Below are 22,990 nucleotides of genomic sequence, written 5' to 3'. Positions count from 1 at the left end.
CGACGATCACGGTGCGCCCGCACCGCCTCCCACCGGGGCGTCGTCGGCCGGCGGCTGCTCGCGCGGCATCAGGGACGCGAAGTCGCCGGTGTCGCCGAGCCGGAGGAGGAAGGGGCGCATGCGGGTGTAACGGATCGCGGTGATGGAACACGGTTCGACGGTGATCCGCTGGAAGAGGTCGAGATGGAGTCCGAGCGCGTCCGCGACGAGGGACTTGATGATGTCGCCGTGCGAGCACATGAGGAACACGGCGTCGGGGCCGTGATCGCGCTCGACGCGGGCGTTCCACTCGCGCACCGCCTCGGCGGCCCGGTGCTGCATGGCGCGCATGGACTCGCCGCCGGGGAACTGCACGGCCGACGGGTGGGTCTGGACGACCTCCATCGTCGGCTCGTCCATGAGGTCGGCGAGTTTGCGGCCGGTCCAGTCGCCGTAGTGGCACTCGCCAATGCGTTCGTCGGTGTGGACGGTGAGGCCGGGGCGGGCCTCCAGCAGCGGCCGGACGGTCTCCTGGCAGCGCTGCAGGGGGCTGCTGACGATCTCGGAGAGGGCGATCCCGGCGAGCCGGCCGGGCAGTGCGGCGGCCTGTGCGGCGCCGCGTTCGTCGAGGGCGACGCCGGGCGTCCAGCCGGCGAGCAGCCCTTCGGTGTTGGCGGTGGAACGTCCGTGCCGGACCAGGATCAGCGTGGGCATGCCGCCCAGGGTAGGCGCACGCCGGAGTGTGAGGACGTACGAGCGACAGGAGAATGCCCACAGTGATCGTCGACTGCGCCATCTACCGCGACGGGCAGCGGGCCGAGGGCCACGAGGACCTCTCCGACGCCCTGGCCGACGCACGCGCCGCGGGCGGCTTCGTGTGGATCGGGCTGCACAGGCCGTCGGAGGCCGAGTTCGACCGGGTGGCCCAGGAGTTCGGGCTTCATCCGCTGGCCGTCGAGGACGCCCTGAAAGCCCACCAGCGGCCCAAACTGGAGACGTACGAGGACTCCCTGTTCCTCGTCCTGAAACCGGTCGTGTACGAGCCGCGCAGCGACACCGTCTCCTCCGGCGAGGTGATGATCTTCCTCGGGGACTCGTTCGTGGTGACCGTCCGGCACGGCGAGGGCGCCCCGCTGCAGGCCGTACGGCACCGCCTGGAGCGGGAACCGGACCTGCTCGCCGAGGGTCCCACCGCGGTGCTGTACGCGATCGCCGACGCGACCGTCGACCACTACCTGGAGGTGGCGGCGGAGCTGCAGAACGACCTGGAGGAGCTGGAGACGGAGGTGTTCCTGCCGGAGGGCGGCGGTTCCCGGCACACCGCGTCGCGGATCTACGCCTACAAGCGGCAGGTCCTGGAGTTCCGCCGGGCGACGGGCCCGCTGACGCTGCCGCTGAACCGCCTCGCGGACCCGGGCCCGTTCGGGACGGTGCCGTTCGTCGACGACAAGGCCCGCCCGTTCTTCCGCGACGTGCACGACCACGTCACGCGCGTGAACGAGTCGGTGGAGGCGCTGGACCGCCTGGTGTCGGACATCCTGTCGGCGCATCTGGCGCAGATGACCGTCCGGCAGAACGACGACATGCGCAAGATCTCCGGGTGGGCCGCCATGGCCGCCGTCCCCACCATGATCACGGGGATCTACGGCATGAACTTCGCGCACATGCCGGAGCTCCACTGGGAGTGGTCGTATCCGGCCCTGATCGTCCTCATGGCCGTCCTGGAGGTGCTGTTGTACCGGCTGTTCAAGCGGCGCGGCTGGCTGTAGGTCCGCTGCCCGGCGCGACCGGCGGGCCCCACCGGTCGCGCCGGCCCGCCCGGGCGCGCTCAGGCCGGCTCCGGGGCCGGGCGCGCGGGTCCGCCCAGGGCGTTGCGCCGCTCCGGCATCCGCAGCCGCTCCATGCGGCGCCGCCCGACGAGCCGCTCGTACGCGTACGCGGCGTGGATGCCGACGGCGAGAAGGGCCGCCCTGGGCCGCGACCAGCCGAGGATGCGCCCCATGCGGGTCATGACGGCGAGGCTGACGTCGCGGTGGACGCGGATCTCGGCGAGCGCGCACGCGCGCAGCGCCCGCTGGATGGCCCGGCCGTGCCCGGCGCGTGCGAGACGCAGCAACTCCTCGTGGCAGTAGGCGAGGTGGTTGTCCTCGTCGTGGGCGATCTGCTGGACGGCACGGCCGATGTCGGGGTGGTCGGCGAACAGCCCGCGGAGCAGCCGCATCTGTTCGGAGGCGCGCTGTTCGGTGACGCGGCTGTGCGCGAGGTAGGTGACGATGTCGTGGACGGTGAGCGGTTCGTCGCGCCGGAGCCTGTCGTGCGCGAGGCCGATGCCGTTCTTCTCGAGCAGCATGGTGTAGTCGGTCTCGGGCGGGACCGGTACGGGGTCGAGGCCGCGTCTTTTCAGCAGGGCGTGGAAGATGCGCCCGTGCTTGTCCTCGTCGGCGCCGTGCCGGGCGATCTTGGGGACGAGGTCGCGCTCGCTGTCCGGGGCGAGCGCGGCGATGCGGGCGTTCTCCCAGCCGCCCTGGGTTTCGCCGCCGGCGGCGATGGAGCAGAACAGGGCGAAGGACTCGTCGTGGTCGAGGATCTCCTGGAACAGACGCTTGGCCGAAAGCATCGGGGACATCGGGACACCTCTCTGCGGAACCGCTCTCTGCGTGATCCACGGAGAATGAGTCAAATGCGCGGTCCGAGGCCGTGCAACCGATACGGCGGGCCCGATCCGCCGAACGATGGAGCGCCGGGTCCGGGGCGGGCGCGTAACCGGGCGGGGGTCACTCGCGTTGTCCGGGTGCCGGCCGTGGCGGGGAAGCCCCCCGAGCCCCCACCACGGCCGCCGACGTCTCAGGCCAGGCCCGCGCGTTCCAGGGCCTCGGTGCCGGCGCGGAGCGCGGTGAGCCGTTCGTCGAGCGTGAAGCCCGCCGGAGCCAGTGTCAGGGTCGTGACTCCGGCCGCCGCGTAGGCCTTCATCCGGTCGGCGATGCGGTCGACGGAACCGAGCAGCGTCGTGGAGTCGATCAGGTCGTGCGGTACGGCCGCGGCGGCGCCCTGCTTGTCGCCGGACAGGTACCTGTCCTGGATCTCGGCGGCCTCCCTCTCGTACCCCATGCGCCCGGCGAGCCGGTTGTAGAAGTTCTGCCTGCGGCTGCCCATGCCGCCGACGTACAGGGCGGTGTAGGGCCGGAAGGTGTCGGCGAGCGCCGGCACGTCCTTGTCGTCGCCGACGGCGAGCGGCAGCGTCGGGCAGACGTCGAAGCCGTCGAGGGTCTTGCCGGCCTTCTCGCGCCCGGCGCGCAGGTGCCTGATCGCGGTGTCCTCGAGGTGGTCGGCCGACGGGAAGATGAGCAGGGCGCCGTCGGCGATCTCGCCGGTCTGCTCCAGGTTCTTGGGGCCGATCGCGGCGATGTAGAGCGGGATGTGCTCGCGCTGCGGGTGCACGGTGAGCTTGATCGGCTTACCGGGTCCGTCGGGCAGCGGCAGCGTCCAGTGCGCGCCGTCGTGGGTGAGGCGTTCACGGCTCATGGCCTTGCGGACGATCTCCACGTACTCGCGGGTGCGGGAGAGCGGCTTGTCGAACCTGACGCCGTACCAGCCCTCGGAGACCTGGGGCCCGGACACGCCGAGGCCGAGGCGGAAACGGCCGCCGGAGAGCGAGTCGAGGGTGGCGGCGGTCATCGCGGTCATCGCGGGCTGCCGGGCCGGGATCTGGAAGATGGCCGAGCCCACGTCGATGCGCTCGGTCTGGGCGGCGACCCAGCTGAGCACGGTCGCCGCGTCGGAGCCGTAGGCCTCGGCGGCCCAGCAGACGGCGTAGCCGAGCCGGTCGGCCTCCTGGGCGACGGCGAGGTTGTCCCCGTCCATTCCGGCGCCCCAGTAGCCGAGGTTGATCCCGAGCTGCATGACCGATCCCCTTACCCGTCAGTAACGCCACGTTGGGGAGACCATAGCGCGGCCCCGGCACGGGCGGGGAGCGCCGCAGCACGCGGGGGGAATCCGGTTGTCCACAGGCCCCCACCGGGCGGGGTGCGGCCAGTAATCTCGGCGTTCATGGAGCAGAGGCATCTCGGTCGCACCGGCCTGCGCGTGTCCCGCATCGGTCTCGGCACCCTCACCTGGGGCCGGGACACCGACGAGCACGACGCCGCTGACCTCTTGAAAACGTTCTGGGAGGCGGGCGGAAGCCTCGTCGACACGGCCGACGTGTACGGCGACGGGGAGGCCGAGTACCTCCTCGGGAAACTGATCGACGGGCTGGTGCCCCGCCGTGACCTGGTGATCTCCACGAAGGCCGGCAGCGTCCCCGACCCGGACCGCCGCTTCGACGGCTCACGGGGCCATCTGCTCTCGGCGCTGGACGCCTCGCTCTCCCGGCTCGGCACGGACCACGTGGACGTGTGGCACGTGCACGCGTACGACCCGTACACGCCGTTGGAGGAGACCCTCCAGGCCCTCGACCTGGCCGTCAGCAGCGGGCGGGCCCGCTATGCCGGGGTGTCCAACTTCTGCGGCTGGCAGCTCGCCAAGGCGGCGACCTGGCAGCTGGCCGCGTCGGGGGTGCACACCCGGCTGGCCAGCACGCAGATGGAGTACTCGCTGCTGCAGCGGGGCGTGGAGCGGGAGGTGCTGCCGGCCGCGCTGGACCTCGGGGTCGGGCTGCTGCCCTCCTCCCCGCTGGGGCGCGGGGTGCTGACGGGGAAGTACCGCACGGCCACACCGGCCGATTCGCGGGGCGCCTCCGACCATCTGGCGCCGTTCGTCGCGCCCTACCTCGACGACACGGCGAGCCGCATCGTGGAGGCCGTGTCCACGGCCGCCGACGGGCTCGCGGTGACGCCGCTCCAGGTGGCCCTCGCCTGGGTCCGCGACCGCCCCGGCGTGGTCGCGCCGATCGTGGGCCCGCGCAACGCGCAGCAGCTCACGGCCGCTTTGTCAGTGGAGGCGCTTAGTCTTCCTGAGGAGATCTGCCGGGCGCTCGACGACGTGTCGGCGCCGGTGCACCGCTATCCCGATCACGACTGGAGCACGCTGTGAGCACGGAGCCCGAGACCACGGAGCAAACCGAGCCGGGGACGCCGGGAGCCGGGGCACCCTCCGGGGCCGACGCCACGACCGGCGGCTCGGGCCGACCGGGCGCCGAGGGCGGGGACCCGGGCAGCGCGGCGGAACCGGTCGCCTCCGAGGACGCCGCGTCGTCGCGGGCCTCCGCGGAGGCACCGCAGGCCGACGGCGAGGACAGCGCGGCCGGCGGCGCGGGAGAGCAGACCACCGGGGACGCCGGACCGGTCACCGACACCCCGCCGCAGGCCGCCGCGGAAGCGCCGCGGGCCGACGGCGAGGACGGCGGGCCCGATGATGAGCCGGCCCCCGGGGAGGCAGCGGGCGTGGCGGGCGGGGACCGCCCGGCCGGCGAGGGCCCGTCAGCCGCCGAGGGGGCTGCCGGGGGCGCCGCCCAGTTGTCCGAGGCCGAGGCCGAGCTGCGGGCCCAGCAGTTGGAGCGGGAGCGCATCGAGCGGCGGAAGGCCGAGAAGAAGGCGCCGATCGAGGCCGGCACCAGGCTCAGCGGGAAGGCCGCCGACCTGCTCGCCGCCGTACGGGCCGTGGAGAGCGGCGACAGGCCGGCGACCACCGCCTTCGCCGAGCCCGAGCCCGGGTCGGAGCCCGCCCCACGCCGTGCCGCTCCCGAGCCGGTCCGCAGGCCGCAGCCGGTCGCGGCGGAGGCGGCGCCCTTCGCGCCCGCGCCGGAGACCGTCGAAGAGGTACGGGCCGTACTGACCCGGGGCGGCGCGCCGGAGGCACTGGCACCGCTGGTCGCGGCCGTGCTGGGCGAGGGCGCACAGGAGCAACTGACCGACGACCCCTGGCAGTTGCTGCGGGTGAGCGGGGTGCGGCCGGAGCAGGCGGACAGATTCGCGCGGGCGCTGCTCGGCGCGGAGTGCGGTCCGGACGACGAGCGCCGGGGCCGGGCGGTCACGGCGTGGCTTCTGGAGCAGGCGGCGCTCGCCGGGCACACGGCGCTGGAGATGCCCACGCTGAGTGCCGCGCTGGCCAAGCAGGGCGTGCCCGATCCCGACGCCGCCGTACAGAGCGCCCTCGCGGAGGGCGAGGCCCTGATCTTCCAGGACGCCCTGGACGAGCCGGGCGCACCGGCGGCACCGGTCTCCGTGGCGGACGACGACGAGGAAGAGCAACGGCCGGTCCGTGTCCTGGTCGGCCTGGAGCGGTACGCGCTGGCCGAGGAGTCCCTGGCCGACGGCCTGGCCCGGCTGATCACCTCGGTGCCGAAGGAGGACGGTCCGGCCGCGGAGTGGGAGCGGGCCGCCGCGGAGGCCGGAGGGTCGGCCGGTGAGCTGATCCGTGCGGTCGCGGGCCACGGCCTGGTCCTGCACACCGGCGGCGAGGCGTCCCTCGCGGAACCGGCGGCGCTGCTGCGCACGGCGCAGGGCCTCGGGCTGCGTGCCTGGGCCGCCGCCCACAGCCCGCTCGGCCGCGGCCGCTTCGCCGCCCTTTCGCAGGCGGCCGGGGCGACCGGGCCCGCTGTCACCACGGTCACCGGGCTGCTGACGGGCGGGGAGGGCCCGGGCCGGGACGCGGACGGCGCGCTGGACCTCGACCTGCTGGTGCTGCTCGACGCCCCGCAGCTCGGCGTCGAGGCGGCCGCCCTGCTCACCGAGTCGTTGCCGGACGGCGCCCGGCTGGTGCTGGCCGGGGACCCGGCGGTGCTGTGGTCCGCCGGCCCGGGCCGGGTGTTCGCGGATCTGCTGGCCGCCGGGGTGTGCCCGCAGATCGCGTCGCGGCGGCCCGACCCGGGCCCGCTGGGTGAGCTGGTGTCCGCCGTCGGCGCCGGCGAGCTGATCCAGGTCGACGCGCCCGGCAAGGAGGTCGTGATCGTGCCGGTGCGGGACGCGGGCGAGGCCGTGCACCGGACGGTGCAGCTCGTCGCGGACTCGGTACCGCGGGCGATCGGCGTCCCGGCGGAGGAAACGCAGGTGATCACACCGGGGCACGGCGGCGCGGTCGGCACGCGCGCCCTGAACGCGGCGCTGAAAGAACGCCTCAACCCGGGTCCGGGCCGCTTCGGCGGCTTCGACCCCGGCGACCGCATCGCCTACTCCCCCGCTCCGGGCCGTACGCTGCCGGGCCGCGTGGTGAAGGCCGACGCCGACGGGCTGCACCTGTCGTGCGCCGGCGAGGCCGTCGTCGTGGCGAAGGAGCGGGTGGACCGGACCGTACGTCACGGGTGGGCGCTGACCGCGCACCAGGCGGTGGGCGTCCGCTGGCCCGCGGTGGTCGTGGTGCTGCCGGGCGACGCCGCGCAGGCGCTGAGCCGGCCCTGGGTCTACACGGCGTTCAGCCGAGCCGACCGCCACCTGTCCGTGGTGCACGGCGTGGAGCAGGCCCTGCCCCGAGCCGTCGCCGAGATCCCGGCGAAGCCCCGCACGACCCGGTTGCCGGCGCTGCTGACCCCGCAGATCCCGACCACGAACTGACCCCCGGGCAACGGGACCGTACGGAAACGGCGGCGGTCACGGGAGGGGACCCCGCGGCCGCCGCCGTCACCGTGACCGTGGGCGGGCACCGGTCACACGCCTGCCGCTACCGGCTACCGGTCCGAGTCGAGCGGCTCGAGATCGTCGTCCTCGTCGAGTACGTCGGCCTCGTCCTCAATGCCGTCGTCCTCGTCCTCGTCATCGTCGATGTCGTCGTCGAACACCGCGCTGACGTCGAAGCGGCACACCACGTGCTGCGCGTCGACCTGCTCGAACGGCGCCTCCAGCCACTCGCCCGCGTCGGCCGGTTCGTCGGCGGCCGTCACCCAGAGCGTGGAGTCGCCCTCCTCCAGACCGAACTCCTTGTGCCGGGAGGCGATCTCGTCCGGTTCGAACTCCCCGAACAGAATGCCCAGCGCCCCGTGGACGGTGCCCGAGACCTCCGCACCGCTTTCGTCGTCCGCCGCCTCGATCCGCTGGGCCTGCGCCCGCAGCCGCTGCGGCTCGGCCACGGTGTAGTCACGGCGGATCAGCACGCTCAGCGCGTTCGGCTCCTCGGGGCCCGTGTACGGCGGCAGCGTGTCGTCCGTACCGGGGATCTCGAAGGGCGTGACCTCGTCGTGACGGTCGTAGAGCAGCTCGTCGTACGCCTCGGCGGCCGCGGCGAGCTCGTTGAACGCCTCGTAGACGGCGGGGTCGTCCTCACCCGACCGGCGTTCGACCGCGGCCAGGTGGCGGTCGAGCGCGGTCTTGACCGCCTCGGCGGCGGCGCGTACCTCGGCAGCGGTGGGCTGCGCAGCATCAGACATACGGCAGACGCTATCCGTACCGGGCGGCTGGACGCACAATAGATGCGATGCCGGAATACGAATTTGTCGACGTGTACCTGCCGCGCGGGGTCTCCCGCAAGGAGACGACGCGTCTGCTGACCGACCACGCCGAGTACGGACACTGGGAGTTGTACCGTCTGAGCCTGCTCCGCGACGGCAGCCGCAGGGTCCGACTGCGACGACGGATCATCCGCCAGGTCCGTGCCACCTGGTGAGACGGACACGCACGGGACGAACAGAAGCCAAAAAGGCGGCGAAAGGCGCGAAAGCGGCAAAAGGAGAGCGGGTCCCGGCGATGCGGGACCCGCTCTGCCGCCCGTCTACGCCGTCGCGCGCGACTTGCGGTACAGCACCGTGCCCGCGAGCAGCGCGCCCGCGCCCACCGGCAGGGCGACGCCGAGCGGCAGACCGGAACCGGTCTGCGCGAGCTGCTCGACACCGTGGGGCTGCGTGACGGTCTGCGCACCCGGGTGGTTGGTACCCGGGGTGTCCGGCGTGCCGGGCTCCTCCGGGTTGCCGGGGTGGTCCGGAGTGCCGGGCTCGTCCGGGTTGCCGTGCTCATCGGGCGTCCCGGTCGAGGGCGTCTCGGAGCCGCCGGGCGGAGTGGTGGAAGTGCCCGAACCGTTCGCGCAGCTGTTGCCCGTGGACGGGTTGAAGGCGCCCGCGACGTCGACCGAGTTGCCGCACACGTTCACCGGCACGTCGACCGGCACCTGGACGTTGTTGCCGGAACCGACGCCCGGCGAGTCGGCGGTGCCGCCACCAGCCTGCGAGCCCCCGCCGCCCGATCCGTTCTCGGACGAGCCGCCGTCACCGTGGTCGCCGCTGTCCGAACCGCCGGCCGGGCCACTGCCGTTGGCGCAGGAGTTGCCCATCGCCGGGTTGAGCACGCCGATGACGTTGACGGTGTTGCCGCAGACGTTGACCGGCACGTGCACCGGCGCGGACACCGAGTTGCCGGACAGTACGCCCGGCGACCCCGAGCTGCTCGCGAGCGCCCCCGAGTCGGCGTGGGCGATGCCGCCCATTCCGGCGAGCACGCCCGTCGCCGCCGCTACCGTCATGAGGCCCTTACGGGTGACCTGTCGCATTTTCTTGAATTCCTGCTTTCACGCTGGACTGGAATTTCCCCGAAATCCCCGGATCTCCATGTGCTTCGCGGCGTCACCGCGAAAAGACCGGTCGGCCCCGGAGCGCACGGAGCGCGCTCCAGGGCCGACCGTGTCGATGCCCTGTGCGGGTCGGCGTCAGGCGTTGACGCAGGTGTTGCCGAAGGCCGGGTTCAGCAGACCGATCACGGTGACCGTGTTGCCGCAGACGTTGACCGGCACGTGGATGGGAACCTGGACAACATTGCCGGACGCCACACCCGGGGAGTGCACGGCGGCACCCTGGGCGCCCGCGTCGGCGGCGGCCATGCCCGCGCCGGCCAGAACCAGACCACCCGTGGCGGCGGCAACGGCAACGATCTTCTTGATCACTATTCCTCCTAGTTGGCAATGCGACCTCAAAAATGCGGCCCGCACCACCAGTAACGAGGAGGCTTTGATGAGGCTACGAACCTATGGTCGTATTCACTCTTTCCGGTAGGAGTCACCCGTGAATTGACGTCGGGGAGGCGCCGGGATCAGGACGCGTCGAGGAATCGGTCGAGGACCCGCACGCCGAACTTCAGGCCCTCCACCGGCACTCGCTCGTCCACGCCGTGGAACATTCCGGCGAAGTCCAGCTCCGGCGGCAGCTTCAGCGGAGCGAACCCGAAGCAGCGGATGCCGAGGTCGTCGAAGGACTTGGCATCGGTACCGCCGGACAGCATGTACGGCACGGCCCGAGCGATCGGGTCCTCGGCGCGCAGCGCGGTCTGCATGGCATCGACGAGCCGTCCGTCGAAGTCGGTCTCCAGCGCCTTGTCGGCGTGCACGTCCTCCCGCCTGACACGCGGGCCGAGGATCCGGTCGAGGTCGGCCAGGAACTCCTCCTCGTAGCCCGGCAGGAAGCGGCCGTCGACGTGGGCGGTGGCCTGGCCGGGGATGACGTTGACCTTGTAGCCGGCGCCGAGCATGGTGGGCGCGGCCGAGTTGCGCAGCGTCGTGCCGATCATGCGGGCGATGCCGCCGAGCTTGGCGAGGGTGTCGTCCATGTTCTCGGGATCGAGCTCGGTGCCGAGCGCGTCGGACAGCTCGTCCAGGAAGGCCCGTACGGTCTTGGTGACGCGGATCGGCCACTTGTGCCCACCGACGCGGGCGACCGCCTGGCACAGCTCGGTGATGGCGTTGTCGTCGTTGGTCATGGAGCCGTGCCCGGCCGTGCCGTCGACGGTGAGCCGCATCCAGTGCATGCCCTTCTCGGCGGTCTCGACGAGGTAGAGGCGCAGCTTCTCGTTGACGGTGAAGGAGAAGCCGCCGACCTCGCCGATTGCCTCGGTGACGCCCTCGAACAGCTCCGGGTGCCGGTGGACGAGGTGCTTGGCGCCGTACGTGCCGCCGGCCTCCTCGTCGGCGAGGAAGGCGAGGACGATGTCCCGCGGGGGCTTGCGGCCGCTGCGCAGCCGGTCGCGGACGACCGCGAGGGTCATCGCGTCCATGTCCTTCATGTCGACGGCGCCACGTCCCCACACGCATCCGTCGGCGATCTCGCCGGAGAAGGGGTGGTGCGTCCAGTCGTCGGCGTTGGCCGGGACGACGTCGGTGTGGCCGTGGATGAGCAGCGCGGGCCGGGACGGGTCCTCCCCCTCGATGCGGGCCACCGTGGAGGCGCGTCCGGGGTGCGACTCGATGATTCTGGGGTCGAGTCCCACCTCGGCGAGTTTCTCGGCGACGTACTCGGCGGCCTTGCGCTCGCCGGGGCCGGAGTGGTCGCCGTAGTTGCTGGTGTCGATCCGGATCAGCTCGCGGCAGAGGTCCACGACCTCGTCCTCACCGGTGACGCCCTTGGCCGGGTCCGTCTCACTCACGTGCTTCCTCCCACTGTCACTGCTGGTCGGTCCCCCTCATCCTCCACCTCCGGGCCGCCCTGCCCAAGACCGCTCCCGGCCCGTCGCACGCCGTTCACGCGCAGGCGGGGGTGATCGGCCGCCTCCGAAAGCCTGGTAATGTTTTCTCTGTCGCCGCGAGGGAAACCCGCGCGACGAACACCTTGTCCGGGTGGCGGAATGGCAGACGCGCTAGCTTGAGGTGCTAGTGCCCTTTATCGGGCGTGGGGGTTCAAGTCCCCCCTCGGACACACGAAGCGTGAGGGCCGCGACCGCGAGGTCGCGGCCCTCACGCGTTTGTCCGGACGTTCTCTGCAGGGGTGACCATGGCGACGCGTTCCTGCCCGTGCGGGCTGCCCGAGACGTACGAGGCGTGCTGCGGGCGGTTTCACCATGGGGCCTCGGCCGCGCCGACCGCGCAGGCGCTGATGCGGTCGCGGTACGCGGCCTTCGTACGGCTGGACGCCGGCTATCTGCTGCGGACCTGGCATCCGCGGACGCGGCCCGCGCGGCTCGACCTGGATCCGGGGATGCGGTGGACCGGGCTGGAGATCCTCGACGCTGCGGACGGGTCCGCCTTTCACAGCACCGGGTCCGTGACCTTCCGGGCGTCGTTCCGGGGTGGCTCGCTGCACGAGCGGAGCCGGTTCGAGCGGGTCGACGGGGCGTGGGTGTACGTCGACGGGGAGTTCCTGAGCTAGCCAGCCAGTCCCCGTCAGGGCGCCAGGATGTCCAGTTCCTGGAGGGCGCCCGTCGTGATCTCGCGGGTCAGTTGTTCCGCGCGTTCCGCGTCGCCCTCACGGACGGCCTCGGCGACCTGGACGTGCAGGGTGACGGCGGCCGGGTCGGGGTCGTCGAACATCACGGCGTGGTGGGTGCGGCCGGCCAGGACCTCGGCGACGACGTCACCGAGGCGGGCGAACATCTCGTTGCCGGAGGCGGTGAGGATCACCCGGTGGAAGGCGACGTCGTGGAAGAGATAGCCCTCCAGCCGGTGGCCGCGCGAGTTGGCGACCATGCCGAGGGCGCACTCGGTGAGCTCGGCGCACTGGGCGGCCGTGGCGTGCTGGGCGGCGAGGCCCGCGGCGACCGGTTCGACGGCGGAGCGCAGCACCGTGAGGGAGCGCAGCTGGTGGGGGCGGTCGGCGCCGGCCAGGCGCCAGCGGATGACCTGCGGGTCGTAGACGTTCCACTGGGACTTGGCGCGCACCGTGACGCCGACGCGGCGGCGGGACTCCACGAGGTGCATCGATTCGAGCACCCGGACCGCCTCGCGCATGACCGAGCGTGAGACGTCGAAACGCTGTGCGAGCTCATCGGTCCGCAGCACACTGCCCGGCGGGTATTCACCCCCGGCGATTTCGGGACCGAGGGTGTCCAGTACATGGCCGTGCAGGCCCCGGCCCGGTGCGCTCATGCACTCAGCGTACGGTCCGGATCACGGAAACAAAAAGTCAGACTTATGCGTCACAGGGTCTTGAATTCGTCGTACCTAATGGGCTTCAGTGTCGCTCGACATCATGTGTCGACGGAGACATCAGACAGCGAGGCAGTGATGAACACCCCCCATGTCGTCGTGGTGATGGGCGTCGCGGGCACCGGCAAGACCACCATCGGCCCGTTGCTCGCCGCCCGGCTCGGCGTCCCGTACGCCGAGGGCGACGACTTCCACCCGCAGGCCAACATCGCCAAGATGACGGCCGGTACTCCGCTGACCGACGAGGACCGCGGTCCCTGGCTCGACGCCATCGGCGACTGGGCGCAGGACCGGTCCGGGCTCGGCGGGGTGGTGAGCTGTTCGGCGCTGAAACGGTCGTACCGCGACCGGCTGCGGGCTGCCGCGCCCGGCGTCGTCTTCGTGCACCTCACGGGCGACCGGTCGCTCATCGAGGAGCGGATGTCACAGCGACAGGGTCACTTCATGCCCACGGCACTGCTCGACTCCCAGTTCGCCACGCTCCAGCCGCTGGGGCGGGACGAGGCGGGCGTCGCCGTGGAGGTGACCGGCAGACCGGAAGAGATCGCCGAACGGGCCGCGCGGGCCCTGGGCGGACTCGCCGCGCCGGCGCAGTGATCCCCGTCCGGGGCGTCCCGCACGTCCCGGTCTCCCCTCTCCCCCAACCCCAAGGAAGCCCACCGTGACCAGACTCAGCGTCGAGATGCTGGCAGCGGACCCCGTCGAGCCCATAACCAGCGCGGGCCATGCCCAGCTGGGCATCGCCGTGCTGGCGGGGATCGCCGTCATCGTCCTGCTCATCACCAAGTTCAAGCTGCATGCCTTCCTGTCGCTGACCATCGGGTCGCTGGCACTGGGCGCCTTCGCCGGAGCGCCGCTGGACAAGGCCATCACCAGCTTCACCACCGGCCTCGGCAGCACGGTGGCGGGCGTGGGCGTGCTGATCGCGCTGGGCGCGGTCCTCGGGAAGATGCTCGCGGACTCCGGCGGCGCCGACCAGGTCGTCGACACGATCCTCGACAGGGCGGGCGGACGTTCCCTGCCGTGGGCGATGGTGCTGATCGCGTCGGTGATCGGGCTGCCGCTGTTCTTCGAGGTCGGCGTCGTGCTGCTGATCCCGGTGGTGCTGATGGTCGCCAAGCGGGGCAACTACTCGTTGATGCGCATCGGCATCCCGGCGCTGGCGGGTCTGTCCGTCATGCACGGGCTGGTGCCCCCGCACCCCGGTCCGCTCGTCGCGATCGACGCGGTCGACGCCAACCTCGGTGTGACGCTGGCCCTCGGCGTGCTGGTCGCCATCCCGACCGTGATCATCGCCGGTCCGCTGTTCTCGCGCTTCGCGGCCCGCTGGGTCGACGTCCCGGCGCCGGACCGGATGATTCCGCAGCGCGCCTCGGAGAACCTGAAGAAGCGCCCGAGCTTCGGCGCGACGCTGGCGACGATCCTGCTGCCGGTCGTGCTGATGCTCGCCAAGGCGCTGGTCGACATCGTCGTCGACGATCCCGGGAACACCGTGCAGCGTGTCTTCGACGTGATCGGCTCGCCGCTGATCGCGCTGCTGGCCGCCGTGCTGGTCGGCATCTTCACGCTCACCCGGCCCGCCGGCTTCTCCAAGGAGCGGGTCTCCGGGATGGTCGAGAAGGGCCTCGCCCCGATCGCGGGCATCCTGCTGATCGTCGGCGCGGGCGGCGGGTTCAAGCAGACGTTGATCGACTGCGGTGTGGGCCGGATGGTGCTGGACATCTCCGAGGACTGGTCGATCCCGGCGCTGCTGCTGGCCTGGCTGATCGCGGTGGCGATCCGGCTGGCGACCGGTTCGGCGACCGTCGCGACGGTCTCGGCGGCGGGTCTGGTCGCACCGCTCGCGGCCGACATGTCGACCACGCACTCCGCTCTGCTGGTCCTCGCGATCGGTGCCGGCTCGCTGTTCTTCAGCCACGTCAACGACGCCGGTTTCTGGCTGGTGAAGGAGTACTTCGGGCTGGACGTCGGCCAGACGGTCAAGACCTGGTCGGTGATGGAGACGATCATCTCGGTCGTCGCCGGTGGCCTCGTGCTGCTGTTGTCGCTGGTCATCTAGCGGCCGCATCCCCCAGAGCCCGGCACCGCCTCCCCCGGTGCCGGGCTCTCCCGCGTTCCCCCGGCAGCGGGTTCCCGTGCGCCTGTCCGGGCCGAGCTCTCCTCCGTACGGCTGTCAGGGGCGCCGCGGTGGGTGCCCGCGCTCGGCCCGCTCGCGGCGTACCGAGCCGGTCCGCGTGCCGGGGCGGGCTCCCCGGGTGCGGCCGGGGACCTGCCGATGTACCGGCCGTCGGGGCCGGTCGTGCGAGCACCCGCGGCCGGCCGGGGCCAGGGTCCGCGGGTGCTCGTCCGGTTCCGTGCGACGGCGCCGTGCCGGGGGGCGGCGGGCACGGCGGGCGGGCTACGACCGGGTCTCGGAGGCCTTCTCCAGCTGGAACGCCTCGTTGCCGAGGCCGATGCGGGCGTGCGCCTCGGGGTTGCGGGAGCGCATGACCATGCCCTGTACGACGCCCACGACGAGGGCGAGGGCGATGATGCAGGGCAGCATCCAGTCGAGCTGCGAGTCGGCGCCGGCGCCGACGAGGATGTCGAAGTCCTTGATGGTGTAGCCGATGATGACGGCGAGCGCGACGGTGGCGAGGCCGGAGGCGGCCAGCCGCCAGAACTGGGCGGCGGCAGCGCCGCGGCGGACGAAGAACACGACGACGGACACCGAGGCGACGGCCATCAGGAGGGTGACGCCGAGCGCGCCGATGTTGCCGGTCCAGGTGAACAGGTGCAGGATCGGCGCGGTCGGGTCGCCGGTCGGCTTGTCGTCGGTGAGGGCGAAGACGGCGACGATCAGCAGCGAGACGGCGGTCTGGAGCATGGAGCCGGTGGCGGGGGCACCGCTCACACTGCTGGTGCGGCCGAAGGCGGTGGGCAGCAGGCCCTCGCGGCCCATGGCGAAGGCGTACCGGGCGACAACGTTGTGGAAGCTGAGCATGGCGGCGAACATGCCGGTCACGAACAGCACGTGCAGGACGTCCGTGAACGTTTCTCCCAGCAGGTCCTCCGTGAGGAAGAACAGCAGTCCGGCGCTCTGCCTGCCCGCCGTGCCGACAATCGCGGAGGGGCCGGTGACGACGGTGAGCGCCCAGCAGCTGACCGTGTAGAAGACGGCGATGCCGCCGATGGCCAGGAACATCACGCGCGGCACCAGGACGTGCGGGCGGCTGGTCTCCTCGGCGTAGACGGGCGCCTGTTCGAAGCCGACGAAGCCGGCGATGCAGAAGCACAGGGCGGTGCCGATGCCGGCGCTGCCGAGGGTGTCCGGGTTGAAGGCCTGCAGGGACAGCCCTTCTTTGCCGGGGCCGCCGATGGCAGCGATGTCGAAGATGACGACGAGGAGGACCTCGATGATCAGCAGTACGCCGAGCACGCGCGCGTTGAGGTCGATCTTCAGCCAGCCGAGGCCGCCGACCAGGAGGACGGCCAGCAGCGCCGGTATCCACCAGGCGAGTTCGATGTCCAGGTAACTGGCGAACAGGCCGGAGACCTCGAAGCCGAAGATGCCGTAGATGCCGACCTGGAAGGCGTTGTAGGCGACGAGGGCCACCATGGCGGCGCCCGCACCCGCGGTGCCGCCGAGGCCGCGGGAGATGTACGCGTAGAAGGCGCCGGCGTTGTGGACGTGGCGGCTCATCTCGGCGTAGCCGACGCTGAACAGGGCCAGGACGGCGGCGAGGATGACGAACAGCAGGGGCTGCCCGACGATCCCCATCACACCGAAAGTCGTGGGCATGACACCCGCAACGACCATGAGGGGGGCGGTCGCGGCGAGCACGGACAGCAGCAGGCCGACGGTGCCGAGGCGGTCGGCGCGCAGGGCACGGTCCTGGCCCTTGAAGGTGCTGATGCCGCCGCCGGCCGCGGAGCTCGTGCTCGTGTTTCTGCTCGTACTACTGCCCGTCGTCATCGCGGACTCGTCCTTTCGGGGTGGCTCGTCGTACGGGTCGTGCTACATCGTGCCGAGCGCGTTGTCGCGCGCGGCACGAAAGGCGGTGTACGGATCGCGGTCGGGGTACGACCAGGGGGCGGCGGTGGAGTGCTCCGCGATGCGCAGGAACAGCGCGGCGGCCTCGGCGCCGCGCCCCTCGCAGACCTTGGCGTGGGCGAGGTAGTTGAGGTCGATCAGGCGGCGCGGGTGGTCCTCGTGTTCCCACTCCAGCCACCAGTCGAAGGCGCACTTCATCACCAGCCGGGCGCGGCGGCCGGTCCAGTGGGCGGAGGCGGCCGGGTCGGCGGGCTCGTGCCCCGCGGCGGCCAGCACGCGGTAGCGCTCGGCGTGCGCGATGACCGGCAGGATCGCGAGCGGCGAGTCGGCGGGGGCCTGTTCGGCGGCCCAGCTGGAGAAGTCGTAGACCTCGTGCAACGGGTCGACGTCCGGGTGGCGTTCGGCGAGCCGGGCGACCATCAGGTGGTGGGCGTGGTGGTGGTCGGCGTACCGGGCCCGGACGTGCTCGAAGGTGCGGACCACCTCATGGTCCTCGCCCAGGGACCGTTCGAGCATGAGCAGGCCGAGCCAGGGTGTGGGGTCGGCGGGCGCGAGGGCGGCGGCCTTCTGGCAGGCCTCACGGGCGCGGTCCGGCTTCTGCTTGCCGCGCAGCGCGCGCCGGACCTGGGCGAGGGCGAGCAGGACGGTGGCGTCGGCGGAGTCCGGTTCGGCGAGCAGCCATTCACGGGCCCACGCGGCGCAGTACTGCTCGCGGGCGAGGACGGTGACGCGGTGGCCGCGGCGGTCCCAGTCGTCTCCGGTGTCCACCAGCAGGGTGCGGATGGACTGCCAGCGCCCCTGTGCCAGCTCGGTGCGTGCTGCGGCGAGTTCGGCGTCGTCGAGGGCCTCGTCGAAGGACTGGGCCGCGCGTTTGCGGCTGCGACCCAGGGGAGGCGGAGGTGGGGACACCGCGGGACTTCCTCACACGACGCGACGGCGTCGGTCTATCGGCTGGCCAGGGACTGATCGCACACAGCAAACCGGCCGCCCGACCTCGGCGTCAAGAGCCGCCCTCCCCTTACACGCGTCAATTCACGGTGAACTGCGGCTTTCTGAACTGACTGGACGGTACGTGACGGCTGTACGAAGAGGCTACGACCGTCGCGAATCAGCCGTATCACACCCGTCGGTCAGGGGTTCGGAGCGTCCCTCCGAGATCCCTGCCCCGGGCGTGGCCGACCGGGGGCGGGGACCGGGTCCGCCCACCGCTGGAGGGCTCACCGGTGCGGCGCGCGTGGGGGGCCTCGGCGGGGCGGCGGCGGTGGGGGCGGCGCGGTGCGGCGGCTGCTTGGATGGCGTCATGAGCGCTGCTGACGAGATTCTCGACATCGTCGACGAGCACGACCGGGTCGTGGGCCGGTCGCCGCGCGGCGAGGTGTATGCCCGCGGCCTGCGCCACCGCTGCGCGTTCGTCCACGTCCGGGACGCCGAGGGCCGCGTCTTCGTGCACCGCCGCACCGCGACCAAGCTGGCGTTCCCCTCCCTGTACGACATGTTCGTCGGCGGTGTGGTCGGCGCGGGCGAGACCTACGACGAGGCCGCCCTGCGGGAGGCCGAGGAGGAACTGGGCGTCACCGGACTGCCCCGGCCCGACTTCCTGTTCACCTTCCTGTACGAGGACGACGGCGGGGGGAGTTGGTGGTCCGCGGTGTACGAGGTCCGCTGCGAACTGCCGGTGCGGCCACAGGCCGAGGAGGTCGCCTGGCACGCCTTCCTGCCCGAGGCGGAGGTGGAGCGGCGTCTCGGCGAGTGGGAGTGGGTGCCGGACGGGCTCGCCGCCTACGAGCGCCTGAAGGCCTTCCGGGCGGGCGGGTAGTGTCGCGCGCGTGATCGGATTCGCACGGAACGTCCGCCTGTGGTTCGCGCCCGGCCGGATCCGCGAGGAGGGCGGGACCCCGGACTACCGCTTCTCGCTCGCCAACGAGCGCACGTTCCTGGCGTGGCTGCGCACCGCGCTGGCGCTGCTCGGCGGCGGCTTCGCCGTGGACCAGTTCCTGCCGGACCTGCGCTGGGGCTGGCGGGTCGGGCTCGCGCTGGCGCTCCTCGCGGCGGGCGCGCTGTGCTCCCTGCGGGCGGTGAACCACTGGGTGCGCTGCGAGCGGGCGATGCGGCGCGGCGAGGATCTGCCTGTGTCGCGCTTCCCCGCGCTGCTGAGCCTGGTCGTCGCGGTGGTCGCGATCGCCATGGTGGTGGTCGTGCTCGCCGGGTGGAACGGGTGAGCGGCGGGGCCGTCGCGAGGAGGGTGGCCGTACCGGCCGGGGGGAACGGATGAGCGGCGGGCTGGCGGCCGTTGCGGGCCGGGACCCGGGACTCCAGCCGGAGCGGACACGGCTGGCGTGGCGGCGTACGACGCTGTCGGGCACCGTGTCCGTCGTACTCGCCGCGCGGACCGCGCTGCACGGCGGGGCGGCGCCCGGGCGGGTCGCCGTCACGGCGCTGGTCGGTGTCCTGTGGCTGGGTTTCCTGCTGCTGGCCCAGCGGCGCATCGCCACGCTCGCGGCCCCCGGCGCCGGACCGGGGGCGATGAGCCCGCGCCACGCGACGGCGGCCGTGCTGTGCACGGTGGCGCTGGCGGTGTGCGGGGCGGCGCTGGTCGTCTGACGGGCCGCCATCGGCCCTGCCCCAGGTCCGCTCGTCGGTCCCGTGCACCGTTCCCGGCCCGTTCCGCGGCTTCCCCGCCGCCCGTCGGCACGCTGCCGGGGCCCGGGCTACGCCTCCCAGTCCACCGTGATCACGATCTTGCCGCGGGTGCGGCCCTCCTCGTTCAGGCGGTGGGCGTCGGCCGCGCGGGCCAGCGGGAAGGTTTCCGAGACGTGGACGCTCACCACGCCCTGTTCCGCCAGTTCGGACAGGCGCAGCAGGTCGGCGGCGTCGGGGCGCACGAAGTAGTAGCGGCCGCCGTAGTCGACGACGTCCGGGTCGGCGATGGAGGCCAGCCTGCCCTCGGGGGCGAGGAGGTTCGCGGACGCCTTCGTCGTGTCACCGCCGACCGTGTCGAGCACGGCGTCCACGCCCTCGGGCGCCAGCCCCCGCACCCGCTCGGCGAGCCCGTCGCCGTAGGCCACCGGTTCGGCGCCGAGCGAGCGCACGAAGTCGTGGTTGCGCTCGCTCGCGGTGCCGATGGGCCGGGCACCCAGGTGCTGGGCCAGCTGGACGGCGACGGAGCCGACACCGCCCGCCGCCGCGTGCACCAGCACGGTCTCCCCCCGCTTGACCTGGAGCACCTTGACGAGCGTCTGATAGGCGGTCAGCCCGGCCAGGGGCAGTCCGGCCGCCTCCTCGAAGGACAGCGTGCGCGGCTTGCGGGCGAGGGTGCGCACGGGCGCGGCGACGTACTCGGCGAAGGTGCCGCGGGACAGGAAGTCCTCGCGCACGTACCCGATGATCTCGTCCCCGACGGCGTATTCCGAGACGGCGGGGCCCGGTTGCACGACGACGCCGGAGAGGTCCCAGCCGGGCACGACCGGGAAGACGGGCTCCAGGATGCCGTCGAGGTACCCCTCGCGGCATTTCCAGTCGACGGGGTTGACGGCTGCCGCGCGCACCTTCACCAGCACCGAGTCGGGGCCCACCCGCGGGTCGCGGACATCGCCGTACTCGAGCACGCCGGGGCCGCCGTAGCGGGAGTAGCTGATCGCCTTCATGCGTCCGACCCTCCGGGGTACCGGCACGCCGCGCAAGCCGAATGACGCGTGATGCGCCGTTTGCGCGACTGAGGCGGCAGCCCTCGCACCCCTTCCGGGCAGCTCCTCCCACTCCCCCGGCCGGGAGCCGTCGGCCTATCGTGGCTCCGATCACGTCGGGTCCCCCCACTGGACGGCATACCGACCGGTCGGCATCATGGATCGCGTCCTGTTCGCCTGCCCGTAGGAGCGACGATGAGCCCCGACCACCCGCCCGGACTCGACCTCGACCGGCTGCGCGCCCTGCTCGACCGCGAGCGCCCCGGTCTGGTGGAAGGCCCCTTGTCCGGCCGGCTGATCGAGGGCGGACGTTCGAACCTCACCTACGCGGTCTCCGACGGCACCGGCACCTGGGTCGTGCGCCGGCCGCCGCTCGGCCATGTCCTGGCCACCGCGCACGACATGAAGCGCGAGCACCGGGTGATCAGCGCACTGCACCCGACGAACGTGCCCGTGCCGCGCCCGGTGCTGCTGTGCGAGGACGACGAGGTGCTCGGGGCGCCCTTCTACGTCATGGAGTTCGTGGAGGGCACGCCGTACCGCACGGCCGAGCAGCTCGCCCCGCTCGGCCCCGAGCGCACCCGGGGCGCGGTGCTGGCCCTCGTGGACACGCTGGTGGAGCTGCACGCCGTGGACCCCGCCGACGTCGGACTCGGGGACTTCGGCCGGCCCGAGGGTTTCCTGGACCGCCAGCTGCGCCGCTGGGGCAAGCAGCTGGACGCCTCCCGCAACCGCGACCTGCCCGGCATCGACGAGCTGCACTCGGCGCTCGGCCGGGAGCTGCCCGGCTCGCCCGCCGCGACCGTCGTCCACGGCGACTACCGGCTCGACAACGTGCTGATCGGCGACGACGACGGCATCAGGGCGATTCTCGACTGGGAGATGTCGACGCTCGGCGACCCGCTCACCGACCTGGGACTGCTGGTGATGTACAGCAGCCCGCTCGACGTGCCGCACTCCCCCGTGTCGACCACCTCCAGGGCTCCGGGGCACCCCGGCCCCGCCGAGCTGATCGAGCGGTACGCCGCCCGCTCCGGGCGGGACGTGTCGGCGGTGTCCTGGTACACGGCGTTCGCGTGGTTCAAGCTCGCCGTGATCCTGGAGGGCATCCACTACCGGTACACCCTCGGCCGGACCGTCGGCGGGGGCTTCGACCGCATCGGCGACCTGGTGCCGGTCTTCATCGAGCACGGACTGACCACTCTTCAGGAAGGCTGACAGGCATGGACTTCGCGTTCGACGCGCGCACGGAGGAGCTGCGCGCCAAGCTTCTCGCCTTCATGGAGGAGCACGTCCGCCCCGCCGAGTCCGTCGCGCACGAGCAACGGGCCGGGCTGGCCTCGCCGTGGGACACGCCGGCGGTGGTGGAGGACCTGAAGGCGGAGGCGAAGCGGCAGGGCCTGTGGAACCTGTTCCTGCCGGACGCCGAGTACGGCGCCGGCCTCACCAACCTCCAGTACGCGCCGCTCGCCGAGATCACCGGCCGCTCCCCGCAGCTCGCGCCGACCGCCACCAACTGCGCCGCGCCCGACACCGGGAACATGGAGGTGCTGGCCCAGTTCGGCGACGAGGCGCAGAAGAAGCAGTGGCTGGAGCCGCTGCTGGCGGGGGAGATCCGTTCGGCGTTCGCGATGACCGAGCCGGAGGTGGCCTCCTCGGACGCCACGAACATCACGACGCACATCGAGCGGGACGGCGACGAGTACGTCATCACGGGCCGCAAGTGGTACATCTCCGGCGCGATGAACCCGGACTGCGCGATCTTCATCGTGATGGGCAAGACCGACCCGGGCGGACCGGACATCCGCCGCCAGCAGTCCATGGTGCTGGTCCCGCGCGACACCCCGGGCGTCACGGTCCGGCGCGCCATGCAGGTCTTCGGCTACGAGGACCACTGGCACGGCGGCCACGCCGAGGTGGTCTTCGACCACGCGCGCGTGCCGGTCGCCAACCTGATCGGCGAGGAGGGCGGCGGCTTCGCCATCGCGCAGGCCCGCCTGGGCCCCGGCCGCATCCACCACTGCATGCGGTTGATCGGCATGGCCGAGCGGGCGATCGAGCTGATGTGCCGCCGGGCGGTGTCCCGCGAGGCCTTCGGCAAGCCCCTGGCGAACCAGGGCGTCGTGCAGAACTGGATCGCGGACGCGCGCGTGACGGTGGAGCAGCTCAGGCTGCTGGTGCTGAAGACGGCCTGGCTGATGGACACGGTCGGGAACCGGGGCGCGCACGCCGAGATCCAGGCCATCAAGATCGCCACTCCGCGTGCCGTCGTCGACATCGTCGACCGGGCGATCCAGTTGCACGGCGCGGGCGGTGTCGGCCAGGACTTCCCGCTGGCGGAGCTGTACGCGGGCGCCCGGACGCTGATGATCGCGGACGGCCCGGACGAGGTGCACCAGCGCTCGCTGGCTCGGCGGGAGCTGCGGAAGTACGCCTGACGGGGCCCGGGGGCGGCGGCCGCTGGGCTGCCGTCCCCTGACGCGGGTCGCGGGGCGGCAGCCGCGCGGCTGCCGCCCCTTCGGTACGTGCG

23 protein-coding genes and 1 tRNA gene are annotated in these 22,990 nt (G+C 72.4%); 13 read left to right on the top strand and 11 right to left on the bottom strand.

Annotation, left to right across the window (positions count from 1 at the left end):
- Window positions 1-6: 6 nt before the first annotated feature.
- Window positions 7-693, bottom strand: a complete 687-nt coding sequence (locus tag ABZ354_RS08955) for a histidine phosphatase family protein (protein WP_358654513.1) — start codon at window positions 691-693, stop codon at window positions 7-9.
- 62 nt (window positions 694-755) lie between these two features.
- Here ABZ354_RS08955 and corA point away from each other — a divergent pair, with 62 nt between their 5' ends.
- A complete protein-coding gene (corA, locus tag ABZ354_RS08950; RefSeq protein ID WP_358654973.1) occupies window positions 756-1,748 on the top strand; it encodes a magnesium/cobalt transporter CorA in 993 nt (330 codons plus the stop codon).
- 59 nt (window positions 1,749-1,807) lie between these two features.
- On the opposite strand, the gene ABZ354_RS08945 is transcribed toward corA, so the two are convergent.
- Together ABZ354_RS08945 and ABZ354_RS08940 are read right to left on the bottom strand one after the other, a co-directional pair.
- Entirely contained in the window at window positions 1,808-2,596 is a 789-nt protein-coding gene (locus tag ABZ354_RS08945; protein WP_358654971.1) for a ferritin-like domain-containing protein, read from the bottom strand.
- A gap of 227 nt (window positions 2,597-2,823) precedes the next feature.
- Window positions 2,824-3,879 (bottom strand): LLM class F420-dependent oxidoreductase, encoded by a 1,056-nt coding sequence (locus ABZ354_RS08940; protein ID WP_358654511.1) that lies wholly within the window; start codon window positions 3,877-3,879, stop codon window positions 2,824-2,826.
- Between the two features lie 147 nt (window positions 3,880-4,026).
- Here ABZ354_RS08940 and ABZ354_RS08935 point away from each other — a divergent pair, with 147 nt between their 5' ends.
- A complete protein-coding gene (locus tag ABZ354_RS08935; protein ID WP_358654509.1) occupies window positions 4,027-5,010 on the top strand; it encodes an aldo/keto reductase in 984 nt (327 codons plus the stop codon).
- Entirely contained in the window at window positions 5,007-7,466 is a 2,460-nt protein-coding gene (locus ABZ354_RS08930; RefSeq protein WP_358654507.1) for a helix-hairpin-helix domain-containing protein, read from the top strand. Before ABZ354_RS08935 ends, ABZ354_RS08930 begins: the two co-directional genes overlap by 4 nt.
- Before the next feature lie 113 nt (window positions 7,467-7,579).
- Here the strand turns inward: ABZ354_RS08930 and ABZ354_RS08925 are convergent, their stop codons facing one another.
- On the bottom strand, window positions 7,580-8,275 hold the full coding sequence (locus ABZ354_RS08925; RefSeq protein ID WP_358654505.1) for a hypothetical protein: 696 nt from the start codon (window positions 8,273-8,275) through the stop codon (window positions 7,580-7,582).
- Window positions 8,276-8,322: 47 nt separating this feature from the next.
- Between ABZ354_RS08925 and ABZ354_RS08920 the strand changes: the two genes are divergently transcribed.
- The gene (locus tag ABZ354_RS08920; RefSeq protein WP_190206279.1) at window positions 8,323-8,511 is read left to right on the top strand and encodes a DUF5703 family protein; all 189 of its coding nucleotides are present in this window, start codon (window positions 8,323-8,325) and stop codon (window positions 8,509-8,511) included.
- A 105-nt stretch (window positions 8,512-8,616) separates the two neighbouring features.
- Here ABZ354_RS08920 and ABZ354_RS08915 read toward each other — a convergent pair whose 3' ends face one another.
- From ABZ354_RS08915 to ABZ354_RS08905, 3 genes are all read right to left on the bottom strand, one after another.
- Window positions 8,617-9,387 (bottom strand): chaplin family protein, encoded by a 771-nt coding sequence (locus ABZ354_RS08915; protein WP_358654503.1) that lies wholly within the window; start codon window positions 9,385-9,387, stop codon window positions 8,617-8,619.
- A 156-nt stretch (window positions 9,388-9,543) separates the two neighbouring features.
- Window positions 9,544-9,777: a chaplin ChpH gene (chpH, locus tag ABZ354_RS08910; protein WP_358654501.1), complete on the bottom strand. Its 234-nt coding sequence runs from the start codon at window positions 9,775-9,777 to the stop codon at window positions 9,544-9,546.
- Between the two features lie 146 nt (window positions 9,778-9,923).
- On the bottom strand, window positions 9,924-11,249 hold the full coding sequence (locus tag ABZ354_RS08905) for a M20/M25/M40 family metallo-hydrolase (RefSeq protein ID WP_358654499.1): 1,326 nt from the start codon (window positions 11,247-11,249) through the stop codon (window positions 9,924-9,926).
- Between the two features lie 184 nt (window positions 11,250-11,433).
- Between ABZ354_RS08905 and ABZ354_RS08900 the strand changes: the two genes are divergently transcribed.
- Window positions 11,434-11,518 (top strand) — tRNA-Leu (locus ABZ354_RS08900).
- A gap of 75 nt (window positions 11,519-11,593) precedes the next feature.
- The gene (locus ABZ354_RS08895) at window positions 11,594-11,968 is read left to right on the top strand and encodes a YchJ family metal-binding protein (protein WP_358654497.1); all 375 of its coding nucleotides are present in this window, start codon (window positions 11,594-11,596) and stop codon (window positions 11,966-11,968) included.
- A 14-nt stretch (window positions 11,969-11,982) separates the two neighbouring features.
- On the opposite strand, the gene ABZ354_RS08890 is transcribed toward ABZ354_RS08895, so the two are convergent.
- On the bottom strand, window positions 11,983-12,684 hold the full coding sequence (locus ABZ354_RS08890; protein ID WP_358654495.1) for a FadR/GntR family transcriptional regulator: 702 nt from the start codon (window positions 12,682-12,684) through the stop codon (window positions 11,983-11,985).
- A gap of 138 nt (window positions 12,685-12,822) precedes the next feature.
- On the opposite strand from ABZ354_RS08890, the gene ABZ354_RS08885 reads away from it, so the two are divergent.
- A complete protein-coding gene (locus ABZ354_RS08885) occupies window positions 12,823-13,341 on the top strand; it encodes a gluconokinase (RefSeq protein ID WP_358654493.1) in 519 nt (172 codons plus the stop codon).
- Between the two features lie 64 nt (window positions 13,342-13,405).
- Window positions 13,406-14,803: a gluconate:H+ symporter gene (locus ABZ354_RS08880; RefSeq protein WP_358654491.1), complete on the top strand. Its 1,398-nt coding sequence runs from the start codon at window positions 13,406-13,408 to the stop codon at window positions 14,801-14,803.
- 339 nt (window positions 14,804-15,142) lie between these two features.
- Here ABZ354_RS08880 and ABZ354_RS08875 read toward each other — a convergent pair whose 3' ends face one another.
- Together ABZ354_RS08875 and ABZ354_RS08870 are read right to left on the bottom strand one after the other, a co-directional pair.
- On the bottom strand, window positions 15,143-16,699 hold the full coding sequence (locus ABZ354_RS08875; protein ID WP_358654489.1) for an APC family permease: 1,557 nt from the start codon (window positions 16,697-16,699) through the stop codon (window positions 15,143-15,145).
- A 42-nt stretch (window positions 16,700-16,741) separates the two neighbouring features.
- Window positions 16,742-17,686: a hypothetical protein gene (locus ABZ354_RS08870; protein ID WP_358654487.1), complete on the bottom strand. Its 945-nt coding sequence runs from the start codon at window positions 17,684-17,686 to the stop codon at window positions 16,742-16,744.
- A gap of 391 nt (window positions 17,687-18,077) precedes the next feature.
- Between ABZ354_RS08870 and ABZ354_RS08865 the strand changes: the two genes are divergently transcribed.
- Genes ABZ354_RS08865 through ABZ354_RS08855 form a run of 3 tightly spaced genes read left to right on the top strand, consistent with a single transcriptional unit; the run spans window position 18,078 to window position 19,378 of the window.
- The gene (locus tag ABZ354_RS08865; protein WP_358654485.1) at window positions 18,078-18,593 is read left to right on the top strand and encodes an NUDIX domain-containing protein; all 516 of its coding nucleotides are present in this window, start codon (window positions 18,078-18,080) and stop codon (window positions 18,591-18,593) included.
- Between the two features lie 10 nt (window positions 18,594-18,603).
- Window positions 18,604-18,996 (top strand): DUF202 domain-containing protein, encoded by a 393-nt coding sequence (locus tag ABZ354_RS08860; protein ID WP_358654483.1) that lies wholly within the window; start codon window positions 18,604-18,606, stop codon window positions 18,994-18,996.
- Between the two features lie 49 nt (window positions 18,997-19,045).
- Window positions 19,046-19,378 carry a DUF202 domain-containing protein gene (locus ABZ354_RS08855; RefSeq protein ID WP_358654481.1) on the top strand — a complete coding sequence of 111 codons (333 nt, stop codon included), beginning with the start codon at window positions 19,046-19,048 and terminating at the stop codon, window positions 19,376-19,378.
- 107 nt (window positions 19,379-19,485) lie between these two features.
- Here ABZ354_RS08855 and ABZ354_RS08850 read toward each other — a convergent pair whose 3' ends face one another.
- Window positions 19,486-20,421: an NADP-dependent oxidoreductase gene (locus tag ABZ354_RS08850; RefSeq protein WP_358654479.1), complete on the bottom strand. Its 936-nt coding sequence runs from the start codon at window positions 20,419-20,421 to the stop codon at window positions 19,486-19,488.
- A 234-nt stretch (window positions 20,422-20,655) separates the two neighbouring features.
- Here ABZ354_RS08850 and ABZ354_RS08845 point away from each other — a divergent pair, with 234 nt between their 5' ends.
- Together ABZ354_RS08845 and ABZ354_RS08840 are read left to right on the top strand one after the other, a co-directional pair.
- A complete protein-coding gene (locus ABZ354_RS08845; RefSeq protein WP_358654477.1) occupies window positions 20,656-21,678 on the top strand; it encodes a phosphotransferase family protein in 1,023 nt (340 codons plus the stop codon).
- Between the two features lie 5 nt (window positions 21,679-21,683).
- Complete coding sequence (locus ABZ354_RS08840) at window positions 21,684-22,898, top strand: acyl-CoA dehydrogenase family protein (protein ID WP_358654475.1); 1,215 nt, start codon at window positions 21,684-21,686, stop codon at window positions 22,896-22,898.
- The last annotated feature ends 92 nt before the right edge of the window (window positions 22,899-22,990 follow it).

This window comes from Streptomyces sp. NPDC005925 (assembly GCF_040638805.1).
Lineage (GTDB): Bacteria > Actinomycetota > Actinomycetes > Streptomycetales > Streptomycetaceae > Streptomyces.
The sequence above is the reverse complement of the archived record's forward strand: the minus strand, read 5'-3'. Positions and strand labels throughout refer to the sequence as shown.

What these genes read in the sequence shown, in the direction of transcription:
- ABZ354_RS08955 (WP_358654513.1), bottom strand. Translation starts at nt 693, where the DNA reads ATGCCCACGCTGATCCTGGTCCGGCACGGACGTTCCACCGCCAACACC.
- ABZ354_RS08945 (WP_358654971.1), bottom strand. Translation starts at nt 2,596, where the DNA reads ATGCTTTCGGCCAAGCGTCTGTTCCAGGAGATCCTCGACCACGACGAG.
- ABZ354_RS08940 (WP_358654511.1), bottom strand. Translation starts at nt 3,879, where the DNA reads ATGCAGCTCGGGATCAACCTCGGCTACTGGGGCGCCGGAATGGACGGG.
- ABZ354_RS08935 (WP_358654509.1), top strand. Translation starts at nt 4,027, where the DNA reads ATGGAGCAGAGGCATCTCGGTCGCACCGGCCTGCGCGTGTCCCGCATC.
- ABZ354_RS08925 (WP_358654505.1), bottom strand. Translation starts at nt 8,275, where the DNA reads ATGTCTGATGCTGCGCAGCCCACCGCTGCCGAGGTACGCGCCGCCGCC.
- ABZ354_RS08920 (WP_190206279.1), top strand. Translation starts at nt 8,323, where the DNA reads ATGCCGGAATACGAATTTGTCGACGTGTACCTGCCGCGCGGGGTCTCC.
- ABZ354_RS08915 (WP_358654503.1), bottom strand. Translation starts at nt 9,387, where the DNA reads ATGCGACAGGTCACCCGTAAGGGCCTCATGACGGTAGCGGCGGCGACG.
- ABZ354_RS08895 (WP_358654497.1), top strand. Translation starts at nt 11,594, where the DNA reads ATGGCGACGCGTTCCTGCCCGTGCGGGCTGCCCGAGACGTACGAGGCG.
- ABZ354_RS08890 (WP_358654495.1), bottom strand. Translation starts at nt 12,684, where the DNA reads ATGAGCGCACCGGGCCGGGGCCTGCACGGCCATGTACTGGACACCCTC.
- ABZ354_RS08885 (WP_358654493.1), top strand. Translation starts at nt 12,823, where the DNA reads ATGAACACCCCCCATGTCGTCGTGGTGATGGGCGTCGCGGGCACCGGC.
- ABZ354_RS08875 (WP_358654489.1), bottom strand. Translation starts at nt 16,699, where the DNA reads ATGACGACGGGCAGTAGTACGAGCAGAAACACGAGCACGAGCTCCGCG.
- ABZ354_RS08865 (WP_358654485.1), top strand. Translation starts at nt 18,078, where the DNA reads ATGAGCGCTGCTGACGAGATTCTCGACATCGTCGACGAGCACGACCGG.
- ABZ354_RS08855 (WP_358654481.1), top strand. Translation starts at nt 19,046, where the DNA reads ATGAGCGGCGGGCTGGCGGCCGTTGCGGGCCGGGACCCGGGACTCCAG.
- ABZ354_RS08850 (WP_358654479.1), bottom strand. Translation starts at nt 20,421, where the DNA reads ATGAAGGCGATCAGCTACTCCCGCTACGGCGGCCCCGGCGTGCTCGAG.
- ABZ354_RS08845 (WP_358654477.1), top strand. Translation starts at nt 20,656, where the DNA reads ATGAGCCCCGACCACCCGCCCGGACTCGACCTCGACCGGCTGCGCGCC.
- ABZ354_RS08840 (WP_358654475.1), top strand. Translation starts at nt 21,684, where the DNA reads ATGGACTTCGCGTTCGACGCGCGCACGGAGGAGCTGCGCGCCAAGCTT.